Annotated in this window: 19 protein-coding genes; 4 read left to right on the forward strand and 15 right to left on the reverse strand. The window is 39.6% G+C overall.

Annotated elements, in window-relative coordinates:
- Positions 1–5 precede the first annotated feature (5 nt).
- Both gltB and FC19_RS03020 read right to left on the reverse strand, forming a co-directional pair.
- The gene (gene gltB, locus FC19_RS03015) at positions 6–4,475 is read right to left on the reverse strand and encodes a glutamate synthase large subunit (protein ID WP_057875515.1); all 4,470 of its coding nucleotides are present in this window, start codon (positions 4,473–4,475) and stop codon (positions 6–8) included.
- A 393-nt stretch (positions 4,476–4,868) separates the two neighbouring features.
- Entirely contained in the window at positions 4,869–5,471 is a 603-nt protein-coding gene (locus FC19_RS03020) for a PepSY domain-containing protein (protein ID WP_057875516.1), read from the reverse strand.
- A 166-nt stretch (positions 5,472–5,637) separates the two neighbouring features.
- Between FC19_RS03020 and FC19_RS03025 the strand changes: the two genes are divergently transcribed.
- Entirely contained in the window at positions 5,638–6,498 is an 861-nt protein-coding gene (locus tag FC19_RS03025; protein ID WP_083488311.1) for a S66 peptidase family protein, read from the forward strand.
- A 72-nt stretch (positions 6,499–6,570) separates the two neighbouring features.
- Here FC19_RS03025 and FC19_RS03030 read toward each other — a convergent pair whose 3' ends face one another.
- The 6 genes from FC19_RS03030 to FC19_RS03055 form a co-directional block, all read right to left on the reverse strand.
- The gene (locus tag FC19_RS03030) at positions 6,571–7,164 is read right to left on the reverse strand and encodes a methylated-DNA--[protein]-cysteine S-methyltransferase (protein ID WP_057875518.1); all 594 of its coding nucleotides are present in this window, start codon (positions 7,162–7,164) and stop codon (positions 6,571–6,573) included.
- A gap of 148 nt (positions 7,165–7,312) precedes the next feature.
- Positions 7,313–8,470, reverse strand: coding sequence for a baeRF6 domain-containing protein (locus FC19_RS03035; RefSeq protein WP_057875519.1), 1,158 nt, complete (start codon positions 8,468–8,470; stop codon positions 7,313–7,315).
- Between the two features lie 222 nt (positions 8,471–8,692).
- On the reverse strand, positions 8,693–9,652 hold the full coding sequence (locus FC19_RS03040) for an ABC transporter permease (RefSeq protein ID WP_057875520.1): 960 nt from the start codon (positions 9,650–9,652) through the stop codon (positions 8,693–8,695).
- Complete coding sequence (locus FC19_RS03045; protein ID WP_057875521.1) at positions 9,649–10,734, reverse strand: ABC transporter permease; 1,086 nt, start codon at positions 10,732–10,734, stop codon at positions 9,649–9,651. Before FC19_RS03045 ends, FC19_RS03040 begins: the two co-directional genes overlap by 4 nt.
- Positions 10,735–12,267 (reverse strand): ABC transporter ATP-binding protein, encoded by a 1,533-nt coding sequence (locus FC19_RS03050; protein WP_057875522.1) that lies wholly within the window; start codon positions 12,265–12,267, stop codon positions 10,735–10,737.
- A 123-nt stretch (positions 12,268–12,390) separates the two neighbouring features.
- A complete protein-coding gene (locus tag FC19_RS03055) occupies positions 12,391–13,422 on the reverse strand; it encodes a BMP family lipoprotein (RefSeq protein ID WP_057875523.1) in 1,032 nt (343 codons plus the stop codon).
- 230 nt (positions 13,423–13,652) lie between these two features.
- Here FC19_RS03055 and FC19_RS03060 point away from each other — a divergent pair, with 230 nt between their 5' ends.
- Both FC19_RS03060 and FC19_RS03065 read left to right on the forward strand, forming a co-directional pair.
- Complete coding sequence (locus FC19_RS03060) at positions 13,653–14,639, forward strand: nucleoside hydrolase (RefSeq protein ID WP_057875524.1); 987 nt, start codon at positions 13,653–13,655, stop codon at positions 14,637–14,639.
- A gap of 78 nt (positions 14,640–14,717) precedes the next feature.
- Positions 14,718–15,050, forward strand: a complete 333-nt coding sequence (locus tag FC19_RS03065; RefSeq protein WP_057875591.1) for an ArsR/SmtB family transcription factor — start codon at positions 14,718–14,720, stop codon at positions 15,048–15,050.
- Positions 15,051–15,235: 185 nt separating this feature from the next.
- Here the strand turns inward: FC19_RS03065 and FC19_RS03070 are convergent, their stop codons facing one another.
- Both FC19_RS03070 and menB read right to left on the reverse strand, forming a co-directional pair.
- Positions 15,236–16,687 carry an o-succinylbenzoate--CoA ligase gene (locus tag FC19_RS03070; protein ID WP_057875525.1) on the reverse strand — a complete coding sequence of 484 codons (1,452 nt, stop codon included), beginning with the start codon at positions 16,685–16,687 and terminating at the stop codon, positions 15,236–15,238.
- A gap of 32 nt (positions 16,688–16,719) precedes the next feature.
- A complete protein-coding gene (gene menB / locus FC19_RS03075) occupies positions 16,720–17,541 on the reverse strand; it encodes a 1,4-dihydroxy-2-naphthoyl-CoA synthase (protein WP_057875526.1) in 822 nt (273 codons plus the stop codon).
- Positions 17,542–17,596: 55 nt separating this feature from the next.
- Here menB and FC19_RS03080 point away from each other — a divergent pair, with 55 nt between their 5' ends.
- Positions 17,597–17,965, forward strand: a complete 369-nt coding sequence (locus FC19_RS03080; RefSeq protein ID WP_057875527.1) for a hotdog fold thioesterase — start codon at positions 17,597–17,599, stop codon at positions 17,963–17,965.
- A gap of 164 nt (positions 17,966–18,129) precedes the next feature.
- On the opposite strand, the gene FC19_RS03085 is transcribed toward FC19_RS03080, so the two are convergent.
- From FC19_RS03085 to acnA, 5 genes are all read right to left on the reverse strand, one after another.
- Positions 18,130–18,726: a TetR/AcrR family transcriptional regulator gene (locus FC19_RS03085; protein WP_057875528.1), complete on the reverse strand. Its 597-nt coding sequence runs from the start codon at positions 18,724–18,726 to the stop codon at positions 18,130–18,132.
- Between the two features lie 140 nt (positions 18,727–18,866).
- The gene (locus FC19_RS03090) at positions 18,867–19,631 is read right to left on the reverse strand and encodes a CPBP family intramembrane glutamic endopeptidase (protein WP_057875529.1); all 765 of its coding nucleotides are present in this window, start codon (positions 19,629–19,631) and stop codon (positions 18,867–18,869) included.
- Positions 19,632–19,843: 212 nt separating this feature from the next.
- Positions 19,844–21,130 carry an NADP-dependent isocitrate dehydrogenase gene (gene icd, locus FC19_RS03095; RefSeq protein ID WP_057875530.1) on the reverse strand — a complete coding sequence of 429 codons (1,287 nt, stop codon included), beginning with the start codon at positions 21,128–21,130 and terminating at the stop codon, positions 19,844–19,846.
- A 16-nt stretch (positions 21,131–21,146) separates the two neighbouring features.
- On the reverse strand, positions 21,147–22,238 hold the full coding sequence (locus FC19_RS03100; protein WP_057875531.1) for a citrate/2-methylcitrate synthase: 1,092 nt from the start codon (positions 22,236–22,238) through the stop codon (positions 21,147–21,149).
- A gap of 26 nt (positions 22,239–22,264) precedes the next feature.
- Positions 22,265–24,880, reverse strand: coding sequence for an aconitate hydratase AcnA (acnA, locus tag FC19_RS03105; RefSeq protein WP_057875532.1), 2,616 nt, complete (start codon positions 24,878–24,880; stop codon positions 22,265–22,267).
- Positions 24,881–25,044: the final 164 nt, after the last annotated feature.

The following is a 25,044-nucleotide window of genomic DNA, read 5'->3' on the forward strand; positions in this document are numbered from 1 at the left end:
TTTCCTTATTTCATCATTGTCGGTTGTGAGCCTACTACAGTATCAAAAGCTTTCTGCTCCAACTGATCCTCTGCAACACCCTGACTTGCAAACCGTGCCATGATTTCATTTACATGTCGATATTCTTTCGGGTAGACCTTAATAAAGTTATTTTGCTCTTTATCCCAATTTTCCAAGACATACTTGGCTTTTCGTGAGCCTGTATATTTAACATGTTTCTTCAGCATATCTAAGACAACACTATCGTCGCCTTTTTCATTCAGCTTGAATAGTTCGACCATTTCAAAGTTGCATTTCTGCTTAAAACTGCCTGCAGGATCGTAAATATATGCAATACCACCTGACATCCCAGCACCAAAGTTGCGCCCGATCGAGCCTAAAATCAAAGCAATTCCATCGGTCATATATTCACAACCATGGTCACCGATTCCTTCTGCAACAACTTTTGCACCTGAGTTCCGGACACAGAACCGCTCGCCTGCGCGTCCATTAAAGTAAGCTTCTCCACCAGTCGCTCCGAAACAAGCAACGTTTCCTACGATTGGTGCATTGCTATACAACTCTTGCGCCTTCCTAGGCGACTTGACTATCAGCCGACCACCACTTAAGCCTTTACCAACATAATCATTCGCTTCTCCAGTCAACTCTAGTTCAAGACCCTTTGTAATAAACGCTCCAAAGCTTTGCCCAGCTACTCCTGTATATTCATATTTAAGGTGCCCAGCTGGCAAAGTATCGTTGCCGAAGCGTTGTGCGATCCATCCGCCCATTCGCGCGCCCACCGCACGCATCCGGTTGTTGATTTTATTTTTGATAACAACATCCTGTTTATTTGCAATTGCCGTTTCAGCAAAATCATTTAGATCAGGCCATTGATATTTTGGCAAAAATGGATTGACAGACTTGCGTTCAATACCCAGTGGAGTACCTAAAATTCTTGAAAAGTCGAGTGATTTTGCTTTTCCTTTTGCAATAAACCGCGGTCGCAGATTTTCCGTATGTCCAACCAACTCATCTATAGTACGATATCCGAGGGCAGCCATTTCCTCGCGCAAATCCTCAGCAATAAACTTCATACAGTTTTTGACATGCTCAGGTTTGCCTATGAAGAATTTGCGCAATCCTGGATTTTGAGTTGCAATTCCTGTTGGACAAGTGTTCTTGCTGCAAACTCGCATCATAATACATCCAATTGAAACAAGTACCAAAGAAGCAAAGCTATATTCTTCCGCTCCTAGCATTGTTGCAATCAGGACATCTCTCCCGGTCATTAACTTGCCATCGGTTTCCAAAGTCGTTCTTTGCCGCAAATTATTCAACGCCAAGGTTTGGTGCGCTTCCGCCAAGCCCATTTCCCAAGGCAAGCCCGCATCACGAACAGAGTTTCGCGGAGCAGCTCCTGTTCCACCATCGTAACCGCTGATAACAACCTTATCAGCACCTGACTTGACTACACCTACCGCAATGGTCCCCACTCCTGTGCTCGAAACCAATTTAACGGTAATTTTGGCAAATGGATTAATCTGTTTTAGATCATATATCAATTGTTTTAAGTCCTCAATTGAGTAGATATCATGATGCGGCGGCGGTGAAATCAAACGAACACCTGGCACAGAACCACGAATCTCCGCTACCCAAGGAAAGTTTTTATTTCCCGGCAGCTGTCCACCTTCACCTGGTTTAGCGCCTTGAGCAACCTTTATCTGGAGCTCTTCGGCACTCATCAAATATTCAGCATTGACCCCAAAACGGCCTGATGCAACTTGCTTGATTTTACTGTTCAAGTTACGACCATCTGGTTGTTTCTTAAACCGCAGACGATTTTCACCGCCTTCACCACTGTTGCTTTTTGCGCCCAACTCATTCATAGCTTCCGCGATGCATTCATGTGCTTCTTTGGACAAGGAACCAAAACTCATCGCTCCTGCCTTGAAACGCTTGACAATTTGACTAACAGGTTCGACTTCGCTCAAAGGTATTTTATTATTGTGTTTCTTTATCTCCCAAAGCGAACGAAGTGTTGTTGGAGTTGCCAGTTCTTCTTCATGCATTTCGCTAACATATTCCTTATAAACTTCATAATCACCTGTTCGAACCGCGTGCTGGAACTTATACATTGTCAGCGGATTGTAAAGATGATGCTCTCCTTCCTGTCTGAATTTGAAACTACCACCAGATGGAAGATCTTCCACAGCCTTAGATCCAAATGCCTTGTCATATCGAGCAAGATATTCATCTTCAATTTGATCCAGCGACAAACCACCTATCCGACTTTCGGTTCCTGTGAAATATTCGTCAACAACTGATTGTGAAAGACCGACAGCTTCAAAGAGCTGTGCACCTTGATAACCGATAATCGTCGAAATTCCCATTCGACTCATAATTTTGACGATTCCCTTTTCAGATGCCTTGCGATAGTTTTCCAGTTTATCTCCAAGTTTATAAGCTATCAGTGTCGCGTATGCCCCATAAGGATGGATTGCAGAAGCACCATATCCTAACAATGTTGCGTAATGATGAATTTCGCATGCCTCACCTGTATCCACGATTATCGAAGCCAGCTCTCGTTTGCCCTTACGCACTAAATAATTATTTAAGCCAGAAACGGCTAACAAAACAGGTATAATCAGTTTTTCACGGGTTGCTCCTCGATCAGTCAAAATAATGAGGTTGGCACCACTGTCAATCTTGGTCTCAGCATCTTTAAACATGTCATCAAGCGCCTGTTCCAAGCGGTTTGGTCGTTGAGCCTTATCGTAGCACATTGAAACCTCGTCTACTTTAAAACCATTTTTACCATTTAGATGTCTCAAACGCTCATAATCAGCTGAGTTTAAAATAGGTGAATCAACTTTTATTTTTTTGGCGTTCAACGGACTATCACTCGTAATATCTCCGTCAGAACCTAGAAACATTTCTGTTCCGATAACAAGTTTTTCACGGATCGCGTCAATCGGCGGGTTAGTAACCTGCGCAAATTGCTGTTTGAAGTAGGTGAACAACGATTGTGGTTTTTTGCTCAAAACAGACAACGGGGAATCATACCCCATTGAAATAACCGGTTCCTCACCATTTTGAGCCATTGGAATAATTGCATCGCGGATAACATCTTCCGTATACCCATGGCGGCGCCATAATGTTCGCAAAGCATTGGATGAAATGTTTTCATCTACATCTGCCTCCGAAAGATCTTCAAGGGTCAGCTGTTCATTTGCTAACCATTTTTCATAAGGATGCTGATTCGCGTAGTGCGCTTTGATTTCTTCTGTCCGATAGAATTTTCCTTCAGAAGTATCAACTAGTATCATATCTGCAGGACCAAGAATACCTTTTTCGATAATGTTTTCTGGCTCCACATCATACACACCCGACTCAGAAGCAACAATTAAAAAATTACCCTTTATCAAATTATACCGAGAAGGACGCAAGCCATTCCGATCCAGCATTGCTCCAACTTGGATGCCGTCAGTAAAACATAAAGCTGCAGGGCCATCCCATGGCGCAACAAAACTGGAGTTGTACTCATCAAAAGCTGCTTGTTTAGCAGACAAATGTGCCTCTTTGCCCCATGCTTCAGGAACCATCATTAGAAGTATCTGTGGAATATCACGTCCATTCCGATAAAGATACTCCATACAATTTTCTAATTTTGCAGAGTCCGAATCATCTTCGTTATAAATCTCAATGTTATGACTGACCATCCAATTTTCTGCACGCTTTAATGTATTGATCTCACCATTGTGTGCTATAAATCTGAACGGCTGTGCACGTTCCCAGCTTGGGAATGTATTAGTCGAGAAACGTGAATGAATCAAAGCAATAGCTGACTCCATTTGGGGATCATGTAAGTCGGGATAAAACTCTCCCACTTGATACGCATGCAGCATTCCCTTGTAGCATATGGTACGACTAGAAAAACTAACAATAGCGAACTCATCTGAAGAAAAAGTCTTCTCCAAATGGCGCCGCAAGTAATACAAGGCATCCTCAAAGGGCCTTCCCGCATCTATATCAGCAGGTTTCCCTACGATTACTTGGACAAATCCTGGCATGGCTTTTTGAGCTGTAGGACCACAGCTTTCATAAACATATGGAACATTTCGTGAACCAATAATTGGAAAACCATACCGCGAAATTTCGTCATTCACTGAACTCAACATTGCATCTTTTTCATGTTTTTCCTGTGGCAAAAAAAACATTCCAATAGCATATTCACCTAATGCTGGTAATTTCAACGTATTTTTTTCAGTATACGCTCTAAAAAAAGCATCTGGCATTGCAAGTAAAATACCTGCTCCATCACCAGTGTCTGGTTCCGCACCAGTCCCCCCACGGTGATTCATTCTTTTTAACATAATTAAAGCACGCTCAACTAGCTCATGACTAGTTTTACCGTCAACTTGCGTAATAAATCCCATCCCGCAAGCATCATGTTCAAAGGTCGGGGTATACATTGTTTTGCTTTTTTCAATCATTATAATTTCCCACCTTAATCTGACAAGTCAGTTCCAACAAACATTAGTTTCATTCTTTAGAAAAATTACTACTTTTGTCTTTTCAAAAAATCTAATGTTCTTTTAATTTTAATTAGAAAAACAAAAAAAAACAAGTATATTATCACAATTGTTTGTAAATAAAGGAAAAAGCATTTTTTTAATTTGTTATATTATGTCAAAAAAAAGCTGAGACAAAACGCTGGCGTTTTGTCTCAGTTTTTTAAATTCAACTTGCATTTTCTTCACTAACGTGTTCCACAACCATCTTTTTCACCTAATCGCGGATCAACTATAGCCAAAAACAACCCTTCATTCTCAATTTGTCGTTAACAAACTACCTAATATCCTTGGAGCTACTGAAAAAACAAAAAACTAATCATCTGTTTCTTTTTCCAAAACTTTGCCTGTCTGAGCATTGACTTTAACTTCAACTTGCTTACTGCCATCTTTGACCTGAACATCCCAATATGTTGTATCCATATCCTTATCTAAAGACCATTCAGAAGCATTTCCTGAACCTGCTGCTTTTTCAGCTATGTTAGCCGCTCTTTTTACAGAAATCAGATTATTCAAATTTAATTTGTCATCACTGCGTTTTGTTCCATTATCCTCATCATTGTCAAGTTGTTCTTGTTTCTTTTGACTTACGGCTTTGTCACTGGCGTTGACTCTGAGTGAATATTCATTATCATCGTCCACACCCTCAACTTCATAGTAGTATTTACCTAATGTTGAATCTAGTTCAATTGAAGTGATATCCGTATCAGGATAAGCGTCTTGATAAACCTGAATCGCCTGATTAACTGAAACTTTGACTTTATCATCTAAGACGCTTTTTTGACTCGTTTTCGAGACTTCTGAACTAGAAGTCTCTGAACTGCTGCTAGATGAAGCTGCATCTTGATTATTTGAAGAACACCCCGCCAATAGTCCCAAAGAGCTCACGCCCAGAATTAAAACGTGCAGTTTCTTCAAAAAAATTCCTCCTTTATAATTACCTTTTTTAAAAGAATCACATCTGTTTATCTGATTCCAGTTTAACTTGGAAACGTGCCCAATGTCTATGAATATGCAACCTGACTATCATTCAAAAAAGTTCAAGCAACGCGTATAATAAAGGAAAAAAATAAGGAGTCTCTTTATGATGAATAAACAATTACTAAAGGGTGATACCGTCGCCTTGGTCGCAAGCTCCGATCCGCTTTCACTTTCTGACAAACCAATTATTGATTCTTTAATTAAGACCCTTACTTCCTGGGGAGTGGTTACAGAAGTTAGCCCATTGTTGTATAAAAATGACTTAGAAAATTTCATTCAAAAAGCCGCTCTCATCAATCAATGCTTTGCTGAAAAAAGAATCAAAGCAATTTTTGATGTCAGCGGCGGCAACATGTCCAACAGTTTGCTGCCTTATCTTGATTACTCTCTGATTAAAAGTAATCCTAAACTATTTTTTGGTTACAGCGATCTGACAGCTGTCTTGAATGCGATCACAACTCGTTCAGATCTCCAAACGGGACTATTTCAATTAAAGACACTTGCTTGGGATAAATCTGGGACACAAAAAAAGCTGCTTTATAACACACTTTTCAAAGGATCAAACGATCTTTTTGATTTCAATTACTCGTTTATTCAAGGCCATGCTCTATCGGGTACTATAATTGGCGGCAATATTCGCTGTTTTTTAAAACTTGCAGGCACTAAATATTTTCCAAATCTAAAAAACAAAATTCTTTTTTTGGAAAGTTATAGTGGAGAGCGAAATATGTTATTTTCAAGCTTTCATCAATTATCACAATTACCCGATTTTTTCGATCTAGCTGGAATAATTTTGGGCTCTTTTACAAAATATGAACAGATTGCACCAGTCGGAGACATTTCAAACCTTTTTTTACACTCACTCCCTAATTATAAAGCACCTTTAATAAAAACCAACCAGATTGGTCATTCAAAAACATCAAAAGGCTTGCTTATCGGATCATCAATGTACTTGGCACAATGACAAGAGACGCCGCTTTTATTTCCCAGGAAATTTATATACTCTCTAGCAGTACCACTGTTTAGTTTGGAAAATTCAGCTCTGTTTTTCCAACTGAAGAAGGGCTATCTTGCGTTCTATTCCACCAGCATACCCGCCAAGCTCGCCATTTGATCTGATAACTCGATGACAGGGAATAACAATCGCGAGCTTGTTTGCTCCATTTGCATTTCCGACTGCTCTGACAAGTTTGGTATTCCCTAATTTAGCTGCCTCTTCTTGATACGACAGTGTTTTCCCAAAAGGAATCATCTCTAAAACATTCCATGCTTTCTTTTGAAATGCTGTCCCATCTTTGAAAAGCGGCAGTGAGAAACTCGTTCTTTGTTTTGAAAAATATTCTTGTAATTGATTTTGCGCTTCAACACTCACACTAGTCTTTCTTAAAGTAATTACAGCAGAATGATTTTGAATTACCTGTTTAACTTCTTGATCGAGTCCTTTTTTATCTGTAAACTCCAACAAATACAAGTAACGCTCATTAGACAAGCTGAGCATTTCTCCCAAAGGTGTAGGGAACACATCAAGCATAAGTTCGTTGCCACAATGCCGTTGAGCAGTATTTTCGCCTATTACATATAAAAATCTATTCAATATTTCTGTTTTATTGTTGACTTCCAGTTGATTCATTCGCTTCCTCCACACATTATTTAAAGTGATTCTACATCCCGAAGATTGAAATCTAATATATAAAAAAATGATGAAGTTTGATCTAAAATCAACCTTCATCACTTGCTCTTGTTAAAAAAACTCCACCAACAATATTTGAAGCATATTTTCAGCTGACAGTTACAATACTTCTTAAGATGGCAGCTACATTACCTGCAACTGGCATCTGTTCTGCTGGAAGGACATGGACCTGCCCTCCATGGCTTAATGTCAGCATTGCTAAATCATTGTAAACATTGTTGTCGCGACTCAATACAGATGTCGTATCGATTTGTAACTGATCTGAGATGCGGCCTGGGAAACTTGCACCCACACGCACAAAAAGCATTTCGATTTGCCCTGCAACTGCGGCATCCATCAGAACACCTAAATCAGTTGCAGTTCTTTTAGAACCGGCAGCTTGTTCATATTGATTTTCAAAGGTTTCCATCGCTGCTTTTTCTAATTGTTCAGTTATTTTCGTTGCTAAAGTCCGCAAATCAGTCATCGGATCATTTAAATTAGCTACTTGTGTAATCTGGACGGTCTTGCTTAGATAAGGATTTTGAGAAATTTTCCGAAAATTACCCTGATTCTTCGCATCTGTAACGAGAATTAAGGAACGATGATCTTGATTAGAAAAGTTTTTAAGCAAATACTCATCAACTATCATGAAAAAATTACGACGATCGGCATTTTCAGCTGTATCTAAGGAACCAGTCCCGCTATATTGTGTACCACCGTTATCGCCACCTGTTGATCTTTGCCAATGACCACGACTGCCTAATTCAGAACCCAGAGCTTCTTTCAACGTTTGTGGAACATCATTCGGAAGCTTAACAAGCTCGGGTTCATTGTTGATAACTCGGGCTAATCGAAACATATCTCTCCCCAGCAACAAAATATCATACGAAAAGTTAAGTTCGCATGCTGCGATCAAAGGTAAGATTTCAGGTTTATCCGAGATACTTACTTTGCTAGAAAGCGGTTTTGCAACTCTGAAAGACTGACTAACCGTTGGGCCAACATATATCACTAAACCACGAGCACTAGCATTTCCTAGCGGATCATGTTCAAATTTAGCCAACTCACGCGCATAGGGAGACCAATCACTTGCCGTATAATTGTGCGTTAGTTCACGCTTGGCTTCAGTAATCAAACTATTGAACTGAGTGCGGTCAGCTGAAACATCATGAAGTGATGAACTAAGCGGCATAAAAAGCGAGATAAATGGACCAGGACTGTTTTTTAATGTCAAAACTTCTCTAAATTCTTCAGTAAGCGCCATAGTGAATCCCTCCAATTATTAAGTAACCTTAACCATTTGCCAGACAAATACCTTGTATTCATGCTAACATAATAAAATATTTGCTTCACCTAAAACGCTTACTGTCAAAATATTTTTTAAACAAAAAATCGCGCTGGATAAAGAAGAATTCGACAGGTGTTGAGTGTTTCCATACCTTCAACACTCTTATCTCAATTCTTTGAGAATGCCGATTTTACTTAATTATTTTCCTTTAATATAATTTCGTCCGTCAGCAGCAGGTGCAACGGCCTTACCTAGGAAAATAACCAAAACAATGATCGTAATTGCATAGGGTGCGATTTGAAACCAGACTGAATCTACATGCGATAGAATAGGTATGTAACCACCTATAATGGGTAAGCTTTGTGCCAAGCCAAAGAAAATGGCCGCTCCAGTTGCTCCCATAGGATTCCACTTACCGAAAATCATCGCTGCTAAAGACATAAAACCTTGCCCCGAAATTGTACTAGCTGAAAAATTAAGCGTTATCGATTGTGCCATAACAGCTCCGCCTACTCCGCCTAACGCGCCTGAAATTAAGACCCCTATATAACGATATTTTGCTACATTTATGCCCAATGTATCCGCTGCTGCAGGATTCTCACCCACAGATCGAAGCCGCAAACCAATATTGGTTCGATACAGGAAAAACCAGCTGGCTCCGCCAACAAATATTGCTAAATAAGCGATCAACGATGTCCTCGTAAATAGAATCTTTCCTATAAAAGGAATATTCGCAAGTCCCGGAAAAGTGAAGTTACCCATGCTTTGATCAATCACGGGGGTCTGTCCTTTGCCATTATAAAAAATACGTGTTAGAAAGACACACAATGCTGGTGCCATTAGATTCAAAACTGTCCCGCTGATAATGTGATCCGCACGGTAAGTAACTGTTGCAACAGCGTGTAACAGTGAAAAAAGCAGCCCGAAAAAACCTCCGATCAAAAGGGATATCCATGGAGTTCCAGCACCGAAAACATTTCCAAAGGAGAGATTAAAAACTGTACTGGAAAAAGCTCCCACAATCATCATGCCTTCAAGACCAACATTAACAACTCCACTCCGTTCAGAAAAAGTTCCGCCTAACGCTGTAAAAATAAGTGGGGCTGCGTAAATCAAAGTTGTTGAAAAAACTGTCATTAAAATTGTTGATAGACTCATTTATCCATACCTCCATCCGGTGTTTTACGCTGCTTTTTACGCCAATTCTTAGCTAAAGCTGCTTCAAAAACATATTTAATTCCAACGAAGAAGATAATAGAGGCGATAACAATATCAACAATTTCACTAGGCGTATTGGAGTAAACTGAGATGCTTAATCCCCCGATTTGCAAAGCCGAAAAGAGCAAAGCTGCAAAAATAATCCCAATTGGATTCTCGGCCGCAAGCAAAGCAACAGCCATCCCGTTAAAACCGACACTCGGAAGATTGTTAGATACAGAGATATTCTGAAAGTTCCCTAAACCATCAATAGCACCGCCTAAACCAGCGAGCAGGCCTGACACCAACATTGCGACTACAATTGTTCTTTTCACATTAACACCCGCATATAGTGATGCTACTTCGTTTAAACCGACAGAACGAACCTCAAATCCTGAACGGGTTTTATTAAAATATATCCAAATCACAAAAACTGTAATAAGTGCAATAAAAAATCCCCAGTTAAAAGTTGAATTATTTGTCAGTTTCTGCAAGAATTCCGTATTCAAGCTGGCTTTTTTTACAATATTGGGTGATGAGTCGCTTCCCTTGCTGGCCAGCCAGTTCTTAACTGCAAAGTTAATAAAATATAGTGCAATATAGTTTAGCATAATAGTCGTGATAACCTCACTAGTTCCAAAATATGCTCTTAAGAAACCCGCTATCAGAGACCATATTCCGCCCAAAAGAGCTCCACAAACCAAAGAACCTATAATTAATAATACCGTGGGTAAGTTAGGAAAATTTAATGCGAAAACGATAGCGCCAAACCAGCCCATCAAGTATTGTCCTGGACCACCAATATTAAAAAAACCAGCCTTGCTTGAAACTGCAAAACCCAATGCTGTTAGTATCAAAGGGGTCATATTACGTAGTGTTTCACCCAGAGAGTAAATATCACCTAACGAACCGATAAACAAATTTTGATAATTTTGTATTGGATCATAACCAAACATCAACATCAATATCGCTCCGATAATGAACCCAGCAGCAATTGAAATCAAAGGAACGGCTAATCCTTTTAATGACCTACTATGTAGCATCTAACTTATCTCTCCCATCTCTTCAGCTTGCTGTTTCCCAGCCATCAACATCCCCAACTCTTCACTAGAAGTATCTCTAGGATCAATTTCTCCGACAATTTGCCCTTCATGCATTACAACAACACGGTCAGACAATTTTAAAATTTCTTCGAGTTCAAAACTTACAAGCAGAACACCATGTCCTGCGTTGCGTTGTTCCATAATTTTTTCATGAATATATTCAATTGCTCCAATGTCAACTCCACGTGTTGGATTGGCTGCGATTAACAAATCTGGCTGAGCACTTATTTCGCGTGCAACGACCACTTTCTGCTGATTCCCACCAGAAAGATCCCCCACCAACTCCTTCTCACTTTGAGAACGAATGTCAAACTGTTTGATCATCCTGCGTCCATCTTCATTAATTTTTTTATAGTTCAAAAAACCTTTATTGCTGATCGGCTTTTTGTAATATGATTTCAAAACTAGATTCTCAGAAATCGTCAATGGCAATATCAGGCCCACGTTTTGACGGTCTTCTGGGATGCAACTAATGCCTGCTTCAGCAATTTTGCGCGCACTCTGATGCTGAATTTTTTTTCCGTTTAACATGATCGTGCCTGTTTTACATTTGCGTAAACCAGTAACAGCCTCGATCAACTCACTTTGCCCATTACCATCGACACCTGCAACACCAACTATTTCACCCGAATGAACTGTTAAATCAAGATTTTTTATTTTAAGTTGTCCATGCGCTTCCACACTCAGTTTTTCGATCTTGAAAATATCTTTCTCTTGATTGACTTCTTTTTTATCTATCGCAAAATTAACTTTATGACCAACCATCATCTCTGCCAAAGCTGCTTCTTTAGTCTCAGCGACCCTGACAGAATCAATCACCTTCCCCATTCTAATAACAACACAACGGTCAGCAACTTCCTTAATTTCCTTAAGCTTGTGTGTAATAAAAATGATTGATTTGCCTTCTTCCGACAAAGCATGCGTAATTTTCATCAATTGACTTATTTCTTGTGGTGTTAATGCTGCTGTTGGTTCATCAAATATGAAAACATTAGCTTTGCGATATAATGCTTTCATTATTTCTACACGCTGCTGCATCCCAACTGTAATATCAGATACTTTTGCATTCAGATCTATTTCCAAATGATACTTACCAGCTAAAAATTCTATATCCTTCGCTGCCTTCTTATAATCTATACGTCCTGCCTTAAGAGGCTCATCACCTAGAATGATGTTTTCCAAGACAGAAAATGCAGGTATCAGCATAAAATGTTGATGGACCATTCCAATTCCCAATGCCTTTGCTTCACGTGGGTTTTCCATTTTTGCGGGCTTTCCATTGATTATGATCTCGCCGGAAGTCGGTTTCAGCAAACCTGACAACATCCCCATCAAAGTAGATTTTCCAGCCCCATTTTCACCAAGCAAGGCTAATATCTCGCCTTTTTTCAACTTTAATGAAATGTTATCGTTAGCTTTATAACTTCCAAATATTTTGGTGATATTTTTCATTTGAACAATGTCGTTTTCCATCTCAGTTTCCTTTCTTTAGGACCGCTCACAAAAAGTAACAAAATGGTGAAGTATTGGTACGTTACCAATTCTTCACCATTTATATATACTTAAGGTTAATCCGACATATTACTTCGAGTGTTTTTATTTAGGACTTACAGTAATCTGACCATTTTCAATTTTTTTCTCATATTGTTGAACTGACTTCCAAGCACTCGCAGACATATTATCATTGATAATTCCTACACCATTATCTTTCAAATCATAAGTAACTGTTTTTCCACCAGGGAAATTGCCCTTTGCTGCTTGTTTAGATAAATCTTTTACGGCTGTACCAACTTTTTTAACTGCTGATGCTAAGGTCACATTACCGCCTTTATAGGCACCATCTGCTTTTTGATCCTGATCAACACCGACAACCCAGACTTTTTTACCATTCTTAGCTGCATTTTTAGCTGCGGTGAACACCCCTGCACCAGTCCCTCCAGCTGCATGGAAGATAACATCTTCATTGTTATTGAACATGGCAGTTGCCAAAGACTGACCTACATCCGCTTTTGTAAACGAACCTGCATATTTAACATCTACCTTAATCTTAGGATTAACGGCCTTGACACCTTGTTTGAATCCAGCTTCAAATGTTTTAATAACGTCACTTTGGATACCACCCACGAAACCGACATGGCCAGTCTTGGTTGTTTCAGCCGCTGCAACTCCTGCCAAGAAAGAAGATTGCTCTGTCTTGAACGTCACTGAAGCCACGTTCTTTCGGCCTTTTACTACAGAATCAATAATAGCAAAATTTATCTTAGGATTATCTTTTGCAGCTGAACTAATGGCATTATCCAGCTTGTAACCTATTCCGAAAATAGTTGCATATTTAGCCTTAATCAGCTTATTGATATTAGGCAGAAAATCTGAGTCATCATTTGACTGTGCGTAGTTGTACCCATTGATTCCTTTTTTTAGGCCTTCGCTTTTTCCCCAGCTTTTCAAGCCTTCCCAAGCCGATTGATTAAAGGATTTATCATCAATTCCTCCACCATCAGTGACTAATGCTGCTGAATGTTTGGTGCCCTTGCTTGATGCAGAATTATTACCGCAACCTACAAGAAATGTTCCGACCATTAATGTTGCCGCTAGAACTGCCACTACTTTCTTCTTCAATGAATACATCCCCCAATTTTTGTCTTTCTATGTCGAGAAGTATACCTGTATCTTTTTGAAAAATCAATATATTTTAAGCGCTATTCTAAAAAACGTTCGCTTTTAAGAGTTTATAAACTTACATAAAATGTTATAAAGTCAATAAATACCCATTTTGACGAACGCTATCATTTTATGTATAATCTGAAATGTTAATTTAGCTCATTGATTATATTCTTAATTCGGAAGGATCGCAAAACATGACAGAAAAAATTTATTTTAATCATGACGGAGGAGTCGATGATTTAATATCCCTCTTTCTATTGCTGCAAATGGATAACATCGAACTAATAGGGGTAGGTGTTGTTGATGCCGACAGTTATGTTGTCCCAGCAACTGAAGCAAGTCGTAAAATTATCGATCGCTTTGGGCATGGGACTCAGCTCTCGGTCGCTGTCTCCAACTCACGCGCAGTGCATCCTTTTCCTAAGGAATGGCGTCTAGCAGCGTATTCAGAGAATTCGTTGCCGCTTCTAAATGAGAGCGGAAAAATAACTACTCCAGAAGCATCCGCACCTGCACACGTCGATCTTTTTAATAAACTGCAAAGAACTGCAGATCCGGTAACCCTGCTCTTTACTGGCCCCTTAACAGATCTTGCACGAGTCCTAAAGAGTGATCCTTCGATTGAAAAAAAGATCAAACGTCTTATTTGGATGGGCGGAACATTTTTAGAAAAAGGGAATGTTGCCGAACCAGATTGCGATGGAACACAAGAATGGAACTCTTTTTGGGATCCTGATGCTGTTAAGACTGTATTTAATTCTTCAGTACCAATTGACTTAGTCAGTCTTGAAAGTACAAATAATGTCCCTTTGACAAAAAAAATACGGCAAAGATGGGCCTCACAACGCCGTTACCCTGGTCTTGACTTCATTGGCAACAGTTATGCTTTTGTCCCTGAGTTAAATTTCTTTGAAACAAACTCGACGTACTATTTATGGGATGTTCTAACGACCTGTTATCTCTTTGACCCAAGCATTGTTAAAACTAAAGAAATAAAATGTGATGTTAAACTTGGATTCCCTTCTGGCGGGCAGACCTTCTTAACTGAAACTGGGCGTAAAGCAACTCTGGTATATGATGTAGACAGTACTAAATTTTTTGACTTAATAGATAGATTGGCTAAGGAAACTGAGCAACCGAGCTACCAATCTCGTTTCTATTTTGATTCATTTTTGAATTGAGGTATAATAGTTAAAAGTAACTATTAGATGAGGCTAGCTTCTGATAATGTTGCAAAAACATCTAAAAAGGTGAATCTGATGGCAAAATCAACCGATGATATCCAATTACCAACAACAATTGAACTTGAAAAAAGTGTCCAGCTTTTCAAGGCTTTTGGTGACCAGACCCGCTATAAGATACTATTTTTACTTACCGAACGAAGTCTCTCAGTTAACGAAATCGCTAAAACAATTGGTATTTCACAGTCTGCAATTTCCCACCAATTAAAATTACTGCGTCAAACAGGTCTCGTTCGTGGCATACGTTCTGGTCAAAAAGTTAACTACCAATTATCGGATCGCCATATTATAACTATTTTTGAACAAGTAAGAGCACATGTAAGCGAAAAAAACACCAACTATAGCAACTAAAAAATGACTGGCTGAGGGGCGTCTAACAAAGACACCTCCCGTCAGTCATTTTATTTATCAGGTTTTAAAAAGCTTGAATATGCGAAACTTTAACTGTAAATTTTTGCATCATTATTACCTGGGAAATGAAAAAAGTCATCACACTTTATGTTTTTTTGATACACAATTTTTTGCAGATCTGCTGCTTACCAGTTATTATTCTTTAAAAAATTCTTTCGTATCTCAGCATGCTTTAGTTTCCCATTAGCAGTTCGCGGGAGTTGATCTACCCTAATAAATTTTTGTGGAACTTTATAATGAGCTAAATGCTTTTTGCCGTATAGTTTCAGCATTGCATCGTCAAGTTCAAAATCAGTTTCAGGTTCGACAAAAGCATATGGAACCTGCCCCCATACTTTATCGGGTATTCCAATAACCGCTATTCCTTTTATCCCCGCTGCTTTAACATAGACGGCTTCGATTTCATTCGGAAAAACATTTTCGCCGCCCGAGATAAACATCTCATCCTTACGTCCCTTAATAAACAAAAACCCCTCATCATCGAACTGTCCGAGATCTCCGGTTCTAAACCAGCCATCTTGGGTTAACTTGTCATCAAAACTTACTTGATCATTCAAATATCCCTGCACAACATTCGGTGCTTTGACCTCAATTTCGCCTGTTTTACTTGCAATTCTTACCTGAACTGGAAAAAGTGGTTTACCGACCGAGCCAATTTTAGAGGGTGCATCGGCAAAATTCAGAGCCACAATCTGTGAACAAGTCTCTGTCAGCCCATACGATTGAATGACGTTGATTCCTCTTTCTTTACATCTATCAAGCGTCACTGCATCAATCGGTGCACCTCCTAACAAAAAAGCTCGAAAAAATGAATTATATCCTTCACTAGGATACAAATTCAAAAGCTGCTTAAGCATTACAGGGACAACTGACATCAAGCTGACAGGACTAGAGACAAGGATTTGAGTAATTTTTACAGGGTCAAAATGTGGTACAAGAACTACACTTGTCCCATATATAAGACTGCGCATCATTATTGATAATCCACTGATATGAAAAATAGGAACAGCGCATAACCATTGGTCATTGGGGTTGAGGCCCAAGTTAAATGCTGAACCGACTGCTGAAAAAAAATGATTACGAAATGTCTGTAAAACTCCGTGCGGTTGCCCCGTCGTTCCTGAAGTATACATGACTGACGCAACTTCTTCATCCTTAAAAGATTGAATAATTGATGGCTCTTTTGGTAGAATTGCATCCAATTCAGAAATAAGATAATAATGTGCGTTTTTCTTTACGTATCCTCCAAAACTTTTCTTTAGCACATCATCAACAAAAACTACCGAAACGTCAGCATCTTCTCGCTGTCTCTCTACTTCTGAAAAAGCCAATCGACAATTCAGCAGAACGGGTTGCACACCTAACTGTTGCAGCGCAAGCACCATAAAATAACTCGCCGGTGTGTTCCCTGCAATCACTGCAACTCGTTTACCCAGTCTACCAGCGAATTTTGCTAATTTTCCTGCAGTTTTATGTACAACTACCTTAAGCTGTTTAAAATTCCACGTTTTTCCTTCATAGACTAAAGCCGTTCGATATGGAACCAATTCAGATTGTTTAATTAACCAATTCTCCATTACATCGCTTCCTGCTGTCTTTTTATTTATTTTTAAGGAAATTTGGGAAATTTATTGAAGTCAGGCTGTCTTTTTTCATTAAACGCGTCGCGTCCCTCCTTAGCTTCATCAGTCGTATAATAAAGCATAGTTGCATCTCCCGCAAATTGTTGCAGACCTGCGAGTCCATCCGTATCAGCATTCATTGCAGCTTTGATAAAACGAAGTGCTGTCGGTGATTTGGTCAGTAGCTCGTCACACCACTTCAGCGTTTCCGTCTCAACATCATCCAAAGGAACGACTTTATTAATCCAGTTCATTTCGAATGCTTCTTGGGCTGTATACCAATGATTTAAAAACCAGACTTCTTTAGCACGTTTATGGCCAATAACACGTGCCAAATAACCTGATCCATAACCCGCATCAAAGCTGCCAACTTTTGGTCCTGTCTGACCAAACATAGCATTATCAGCAGCGATCGTTAGATCACAAACAAGCTGCAGAACATTGCCTCCTCCAACAGACCAACCTTTCACCATTGCAATGACGGGTTTAGGGATGATTCTGATCAGATGCTGAAGATCCAGAACATTCAAACGTGCAATCTTGTCTGGGCCTACATACCCGCCGTTACCACGGACACTCTGATCACCGCCTGAACTGAAAGCTTGATTACCTGCACCTGTTAAAATAATGACCCCGATCGTACTGTCATCACGGCAAACACTGAATGCCTCTATCAGTTCACTAATAGTAACTGGAGTAAATGCATTTCGCTTTGCAGGACGATTGATTGTCAATTTCGCAATTCTGCCTGTTCTTTCAAAAATAATCTCAGAATATTCTTTAATTTTTTTCCAGCTATGTTTTTCCATTACCACAGTTCCTTTCTGTTAAAATAAAGTTACAACCAAAATTGGAGGTCTGACCATGAACTTGCTCGAGAACTTAAATATAAAAATTGAATGTCGCGGTGCCAGAAAAACCATCGTCTCCCTGAAAGTGAACGACAAAGTCAAACAGCCTTATGGCTTTGTTCACGGAGGAATAAATACTGTACTCGCTGAAACTGCCGCCAGTATTGCAGCTAACTGTGCAGCCTCTGATAGACAGATTGCTATTGGAGTCAGTGTTAATACCAATCACCTTGTCCCTATCACAGAAGGCTCTCTCAACGCTATCGCAAAGCCCATCCGCATTGGACGCGCCCTTCAGGTCTGGCGTGTTGAGACAATCCAATACCCTAAAGAGATACTGAGCAGTATTAGCATTGTCACAACTAAATTTCATACTAAATAAGATAGAGTCCGGTAATTCGAAGGCTCTGATACCTAGAGCACAACGTAATTTTACCACAGCACTATCTTTTTGGTTCTACTCACGCTCAAGCAGTAATAAGCATTTTTTTCAGTAAAACTCCTTATAGCTGTCAGCTAGTTTTGAGCGACACTTATAAAGATTTTTCATTCAAGTTTGCGAAACTCTGAACCACTTTCTTCCAGCTCTTGTTTGCTTCGTTCAAGAATCAGCATGAACATTTTCTCAATTTTTTCTGTGTTATGTCTCATTCCGCTGTGGATCCATTGTAAAATAATACCGATAACTCCATTCGTAACATATGCATAAAAATAATCGAATTGTATATCTGTCAGCCATTTTATGCGTTGCATAAGAAACGGGCGGGTGGCTTCTTTTGCGCCATTGAAGATTTCTTCTAGTAGGGCATATCCGTTTCGCTTATCTATAATGAACTTAACAATTTCTGGATCTGTATCTTTTAACACTTCAAAGATTGTCTTAAGTACTACACAGCTGTCCCCTCTAAATCTTTTTTTGATCAAACACATGCTTCTTTCATACACTTCATCTTGCAAATGCTGCATTAGATTAGGCGGGTTACGATAATATCGATAAAATGTTCCTCGGTTGATGCCCGCATTATGGCAGATATCAGTTACCGTTATCTCTTCCAGCTCTTTATGCTGTAACAGTTCAAGAAAACTTTCACGAATCGCTCTTTTCGTATAAAGAGTTCTTCGATTATTTTTTTTCCCAGTCAAAATATCACTCCATCATTCATTCTTTTATCTTGTAACAGCATAATTCAGTTCATTTCCAATGAAATTCTAGATAACTTCTGAAAACTCTCATTAGTAAAACCTTCCAAAAACGAAACGTGTCAAGCGTACCAGCAGCCAATTTAAATTTGACTCTCATTCAAGATAGACTTTCTCTTACTAGGTCTGACATAAAAAACACCTAACAAATAGTATGGTGCAAAAACAATAATTCCTGCGGCCAGCATCCATATTGTAGGAATCTGCATAGCTGCACTATTATTCATCCAATTAGACAAGAAAGCACCACTGTCTATCAACGCATGTAAAAAAATACACAAAAATAGATTATGTGTCCGTAGATAGATTCCCCCAAGCAGCATACCTAAGCTAAACGCAAACTCGACTTGAAAAAGAGTCGCTGGAAGCGACTGATGCGTCAAGTTTATTAGGTGAACTGCACCAAAGAACATACTTGAAACCGTCAGTGCTAGTAAAGGCCCATGCTGCAGATTGTTCCACTTTATCAATAAACTGCGCAGCAAGATCCCTCTGAATAGTAATTCTTCAAAAGAACCCACTAATAAACTTAAAACTATCAGTTTAATTCCAAGCGACCATGTTGGAAGCTGTTTTATTTGAAAATAATTAGCAATGGCCGGGATTAGTGCAGGGATACTCAAAAGCAACCCCGTTTTTAAGTATCTGCTTTTAGTCTCTATTTTAATTTTAAAGTATAGCCCGTTCACTATTGAAACTGTTATGAGAATGAACAGTTCACTGAAAAACATGATATCCCAATAATCAGACAACTTCTCGCTTACAAACCAACGTAAAAGTTTTAATAAAAGCATTGAAAAAATGATAAAAATCAGAACTTCTTTAAGGTTATTCTTCTTTATTTTCATCCGATCAAATCGCCCCCACCAAACTTAAGAATATCATTTTACCTCCACTTAGAACAGCATCAACCGATATTATCTAAAAACAACCTCAATTTTTTGAAAATAATTAATTTTTAAACATAATATTTTCACTCTTTTTTTCGTAAAAAAAAAGGAATCAAACCAGATTTTCTGGATCAACTCCCTGTTTTATAATAGCTTGAAAAACCCTAAAATTAATTTGTGTTATAGGATTTAGTTTCGATTTTACTAATGATATAATCAGCAAATTCACTTGTCCCAAGTTCATGTGCACCTGGTATTTTTTGAGCAAAATCTTCTGTGACATAGTGATGCGAAATCGCAAAAGCAACGGCTTGTTCGATTAGTTCTGCAGCTTCTTTCCAACCAATATAATCAAACATCATTGCCCCTGATAAGATTAACGAAGTTGGGTTAAGTTTATTCAGACCTGCAAACTGAGGAGCTGTTCCATGTGTGGCTTCAAAAATTGCCTGCCCTGTCTGGTAATTGATATTTGCACCAGGAGAAATTCCAATCCCTCCAACTTGGGCAGCCAAAGCATCAGAAATATAATCACCATTCAGGTTTAATGTGGCCACAACATCAAATTGCTCAGGATTCAGTAAAGATTGCTGAAAAAAGTTATCAGCAATTATGTCTTTGACAATAACCTTTCCATTTTGCTTAGCCGTCTTTAATTGCTTCTGTGCTGCTTCTTCACCATCTTCTTTTTTAGTTTTTTCATAACGTGCCATTGTATAGACCTTGTTCCCAAAACTCTCCGCTATCTCATAACCCCATTTTTTAAAACTTCCTTCTGTTTTCTTCATAATATTTCCCTTATGCACAAGCGTAACGCTCTGCTTCTCATGCTCAAGTGCATAAGTAATTGCTGCGTTAACAAGGCGTTTAGTCCCTTCACTAGAAACTGGTTTGAGTGCAAAAGCCGAAGTCTTCGGAAAGCGTACCCTAGAAGCTAAACCTTCTTTTTCAAGCAGCTCCAACAGTTCTCCAGCTGCTGGACTGCCAGAGTCAAAATCTATCCCAGCATAAATATCCTCTGTATTCTCTCGAAAAACTGCAATATTAACTTTCTCAGGATCTCTAACAGGTGATGGGGTTCCTGCATAGTATTTTACGGGTCGAAAACAAGCAAATAGATCTAATTCTTGTCGTAAAGTTACATTAATAGACCGATGACCATGTCCGACCGGTGTTGTTAACGGTCCTTTGATTGCAACAAGGTACTTCTTTAAAGCTTCAACAGTTTTATCAGGCAGCCACTCTCCTGTCTTAAGATATGCATTTTCCCCCGCCGACAACGGCAACCAATTAACTTCCCGCTTATCCGCATAAGCTTTTTTTACTGCTTCATCAAAAACCCGTTTAGCAGCTCCCCAGATTTCTGGTCCTATTCCATCGCCTGCTATAAACGGAATCGTTGGTACATCTGGAGTTAAAAGTTCTCCGCCTATAATCTGAATCTTTTTAGCTTCCATAACTTCTTTCTCCTTTTTATCTATTTTGCTGCTTTACACAATGTCGTTCTTTGGGACCGATATATTCAGAATTCGGCCGTATTAAACATTTTTGCTGACGTTGTTCCATAACATGTGCCAGCCACCCAGCTGTCCGGCAAGCTGCAAAAATCATTGTAAAAGTTTCTTTTTTCAATCCTAGGCAATGGTAGATAAGCGCCGTATAATAATCAACATTGGGATGCAATTGTTTACTTTTGAGCATATAATCCGCCAATTGCTGCTGAATTCCGAAGTACTTTTGATTATCAGTTTCTTTTGCCATTTTTTCAGCAATCTTTTTTAAGATAAAAGCTCGGGGATCGCCATCTTTATAGATTCGATGGCCGAATCCCATTACTTTCCGCTTATTCTGAGTTTGCTCTTCCACAAAACTGAGCGGGTCCATCTCATTTTCTGCAATTATAGTCAGCATTTCAAAAACGCGTTCATTCGCCCCTCCATGTAGTGGCCCCTTCAATGCACATACTGCTGCCGTCAAGCATGAGTAATAATCCGCAAAAGTTGAAGAAACCACTCTCGCCGTGAAGGTAGATGCGTTAAACTCATGATCTGCATGTAAGATCATAACCGTATTGAACATACCCGATAGTTCAGGGCCTGGACGCTTGCCCGTTAACATATGCAGAAAATTATCCGCAACACCTAATGACGGATCCAGATCGATCAACGGATCATTATCACGAATTCTAACTATCGCTGCTATAGCTGTCAGCATTTTTGCAAGTATTTTAGGCGGTTCATCATGCTCAACATCGTTAGTTGTTCCCAAAAGCGAAGTTGTTGTTCGCAAAATGCTCATTGGATGCTGAGGTTCCCTAGCAATGTAGCTCAGCAATCGGATGGTTTCCGCTGGTAAGACCATTTTGCTGACTAAATCTTTTCTAAACCTTGATAATTCCGTGTGGTTTGGCAAACGTGTGTTCCATAACAAAAAGACAACTTCTTCAAACGTCTTCTGTGCTAACTCTTCAATCGGATAGCCTGCATATACCAATCGCTGATTATCAGTAGAACTGATTTTAGTTTGACCTGCAACAACACCAGCTAGTCCCTTCGCATAACTCATCTAATCCCTCCTCATGTCATGTCTTTCTACGCTTTTAATTTGTTTTTGACAACCAAAGGCAGTATGCCATTTTCTTGATAATAAGTTCGATCAATCGGTGAATCGAACCTTATATTGACATCAAACTTAATTACATGCTCCTTATTTACAGCACTCACATGAGCAATATCTCCATCTGGTCGGATCGAAATTTCTTCATTACCCATCAAACCTAATTTATCGGTTGTATCCCCTGGCAGATACTGTAGAGGCAAGATCCCCATCATGACCAAGTTAGACCGGTGAATCCGTTCAAAACTCTCAGCAATAACCGCCTTGACACCTAAAAGTAAAACACCTTTAGCGGCCCAATCACGCGAAGAACCCATACCATAGTCTTTCCCAGCTAAAATAACTGTTCCGACCTGATTGGCTTTATACTCCATTGCAGCATCATAAATTGTTGTCTCTTTCCCGGTCAACCATGATTTGGTAAAACCACCCATTTTATTTGGAGTTAATTGATTTTGAAGCCTGATATTAGCCAATGTCCCCCGCATCATTACTTCATGGTTTCCACGCCGCGAGCCATATGAGTTAAAATCTGTAGGTTCAACACCATGTTCCAATAAGTATTCTCCAGCCGGGGTCCGCTGTCCAATAAATCCAGCCGGCGAAATGTGGTCTGTTGTGATAGAATCACCCAGTTTGGCTAAAACTCTTAGTCCTGTCAGCTTTTCTTGCCCACTCGTTTCGGAGAAAAAGTCCGGCTCAGCAATATAAGTTGAAGCTTCATCCCAGTGATACGTCTCAGAGGTCGGTGCTTCCAGCTCGTTCCACATATTATTTTGTTTGAAAATATCTCTATAGTTATTGGAAAAAAGCTGTGGTTTGACAAAACGGTGAATAACAGAACTAATTTCCTCTTGAGTCGGCCATAGATCCTTAAGATATATCTCAGCACCAGTTTTTGGATTTGTACCCAACGGTTGCGTCTCCACATCAATATTTAATGTTCCTGCAAGCGCATAGGCAACAACTAACGGGGGTGAAGCCAAATAGGTATCCCTTATCAGCGGATTAACTCTTCCTTCAAAATTACGATTTCCACTTTCAATCGCCGCGATAGGATAATTTTCCTTCGCCAGCCTTTCCTGTAGTCCAGTCTTCAACTTACCTGAATTTCCAATACATGTCATACAACCATAACCAACGATTTGAAAACCCAAATCATCTAAGTAACGTTGCAAATCTGCAGCGGCGAGGTAATCGGTCACTACTCGGGACCCTGGTGAGAATGAAGTCTTAACATACTTAGGAACCTTCAAACCAGCTGCAATAGCATTTTTTGCGATCAGAGCAGCTGCAATCAGTACCTCGGGATTGGATGTATTAGTACAGCTCGTAATTGCTGCTAGTCCTAGATCTCCTGGCAGGAGATGGAATTCTTCTCCCTCCACCTCAACTGAATATTTCTTGAGTGCCGCATACCCCATAAACTGCTGCGGTAAGTTCTCAAGGTAAACTGAATCTTGGGGACGTTTCGGACCAGCCACATTGCTGCGGACAGTTGACAAGTCCAATTCTTCATACTCTGAGTAATGTCGAACATTGTCTTGCTCAACATTATACATAAAGTGGTTCGCGTCGGCGTAGTCTCTAACTAGTTGTATCTGTTCTGGCGTCCGATCTGTTAACTCTAGATATGCCAATGTTTGTTCGTCAATCGGGAAAAAACCACATGTTGCTCCATATTCAGGTGCCATGTTGGCGATTGTTGCGCGATTTGCCAACGGCAAAGATGCCAATCCTGGACCGTAAAACTCGACAAACTTACCAACAACATTATGCTCCCGCAACAGTTTTGTCAGAGTAAGTGCCAAATCAGTTGCTGTTGCCGTTGCAGACAAGCTTCCAGTTAACTTGACCCCAACAACTTTAGGCATTGGAAAATACGACTCCTGTCCCAACATACTTGCTTCAGCTTCAATTCCTCCGACGCCCCAACCAAGGACACCCAAGCCATTGATCATTGTTGTATGTGAATCTGTTCCAACCAACGTGTCTGGAAAAACCACTTTGTCTTCCCCTGCTGTGTACCGTACCACTGAGGACAAATATTCAAGATTGACTTGATGAATTATCCCCGTATCAGGCGGGATAATAGTAAGATTATCAAAACTATTCTGTGCCCATTTCAGAAAAGTATATCTTTCTCTATTTCTTTTAAACTCTTGTTCAACATTATGCGCAAATGCCTCTTCACTGCCAGCCATATCTACCTGAACAGAATGATCAATTACAAGGTGGACTGGAACATCTGGATTAATTTTTTTTACATCGCCGCCACGTTTTCTGACTTCTTCACGCATTGCAGCCAGATCAACGAGTGCGGGGACGCCTGTAAAGTCCTGCAGAACGACTCGCTCCGGTTTATACGGAACATCGAACTCATGTTTCTTATCCCAGTCTACAAAAGTTTCCAGAAACTGTTCCATTTTAGGATGCGTAGCACTATGTCTCAGAGTCAATTCAAGAAGAACTCGAATTGAATAGGGTAATGTCTCAACATTTTGTTTTTTATCCTGCATAAATGAAACAATGTCGTAGTAACTGTATTTTTGACCACTAGACTTAAAGTTTTTCTTGTAATCAGAGATCATTTTTACACCTAGATTCTTTCTTGATTAAAAAGCAACTTATTTTTTAATCATTCTAACATAATTCTAATTACAAACAATGTCACACAAAGCCCTGTTAATGGGCATATGCTGCTATCTTTTTCCGATAGACCACTATTGCTTTCTTTTACCAAGTCAAAACCCTC

This window comes from Liquorilactobacillus aquaticus DSM 21051 (genome assembly GCF_001436755.1).
Classification (GTDB): domain Bacteria; phylum Bacillota; class Bacilli; order Lactobacillales; family Lactobacillaceae; genus Liquorilactobacillus; species Liquorilactobacillus aquaticus.

Excerpts from the sequence above, each read along its gene's own strand:
- gltB (WP_057875515.1), bottom strand. The coding sequence starts at position 4,475 with ATGATTGAAAAAAGCAAAACAATGTATACCCCGACCTTTGAACATGAT.
- FC19_RS03070 (WP_057875525.1), bottom strand. The coding sequence starts at position 16,687 with ATGGAGAATTGGTTAATTAAACAATCTGAATTGGTTCCATATCGAACG.
- FC19_RS03025 (WP_083488311.1), top strand. The coding sequence starts at position 5,638 with ATGATGAATAAACAATTACTAAAGGGTGATACCGTCGCCTTGGTCGCA.
- FC19_RS03050 (WP_057875522.1), bottom strand. The coding sequence starts at position 12,267 with ATGGAAAACGACATTGTTCAAATGAAAAATATCACCAAAATATTTGGA.
- FC19_RS03035 (WP_057875519.1), bottom strand. The coding sequence starts at position 8,470 with ATGGCGCTTACTGAAGAATTTAGAGAAGTTTTGACATTAAAAAACAGT.
- icd (WP_057875530.1), bottom strand. The coding sequence starts at position 21,130 with ATGGAAGCTAAAAAGATTCAGATTATAGGCGGAGAACTTTTAACTCCA.
- FC19_RS03030 (WP_057875518.1), bottom strand. The coding sequence starts at position 7,164 with ATGAATCAACTGGAAGTCAACAATAAAACAGAAATATTGAATAGATTT.
- FC19_RS03060 (WP_057875524.1), top strand. The coding sequence starts at position 13,653 with ATGACAGAAAAAATTTATTTTAATCATGACGGAGGAGTCGATGATTTA.
- FC19_RS03080 (WP_057875527.1), top strand. The coding sequence starts at position 17,597 with ATGAACTTGCTCGAGAACTTAAATATAAAAATTGAATGTCGCGGTGCC.
- FC19_RS03090 (WP_057875529.1), bottom strand. The coding sequence starts at position 19,631 with ATGAAAATAAAGAAGAATAACCTTAAAGAAGTTCTGATTTTTATCATT.
- FC19_RS03055 (WP_057875523.1), bottom strand. The coding sequence starts at position 13,422 with ATGTATTCATTGAAGAAGAAAGTAGTGGCAGTTCTAGCGGCAACATTA.
- FC19_RS03100 (WP_057875531.1), bottom strand. The coding sequence starts at position 22,238 with ATGAGTTATGCGAAGGGACTAGCTGGTGTTGTTGCAGGTCAAACTAAA.
- FC19_RS03040 (WP_057875520.1), bottom strand. The coding sequence starts at position 9,652 with ATGAGTCTATCAACAATTTTAATGACAGTTTTTTCAACAACTTTGATT.
- menB (WP_057875526.1), bottom strand. The coding sequence starts at position 17,541 with ATGGAAAAACATAGCTGGAAAAAAATTAAAGAATATTCTGAGATTATT.
- acnA (WP_057875532.1), bottom strand. The coding sequence starts at position 24,880 with ATGATCTCTGATTACAAGAAAAACTTTAAGTCTAGTGGTCAAAAATAC.
- FC19_RS03045 (WP_057875521.1), bottom strand. The coding sequence starts at position 10,734 with ATGCTACATAGTAGGTCATTAAAAGGATTAGCCGTTCCTTTGATTTCA.
- FC19_RS03065 (WP_057875591.1), top strand. The coding sequence starts at position 14,718 with ATGGCAAAATCAACCGATGATATCCAATTACCAACAACAATTGAACTT.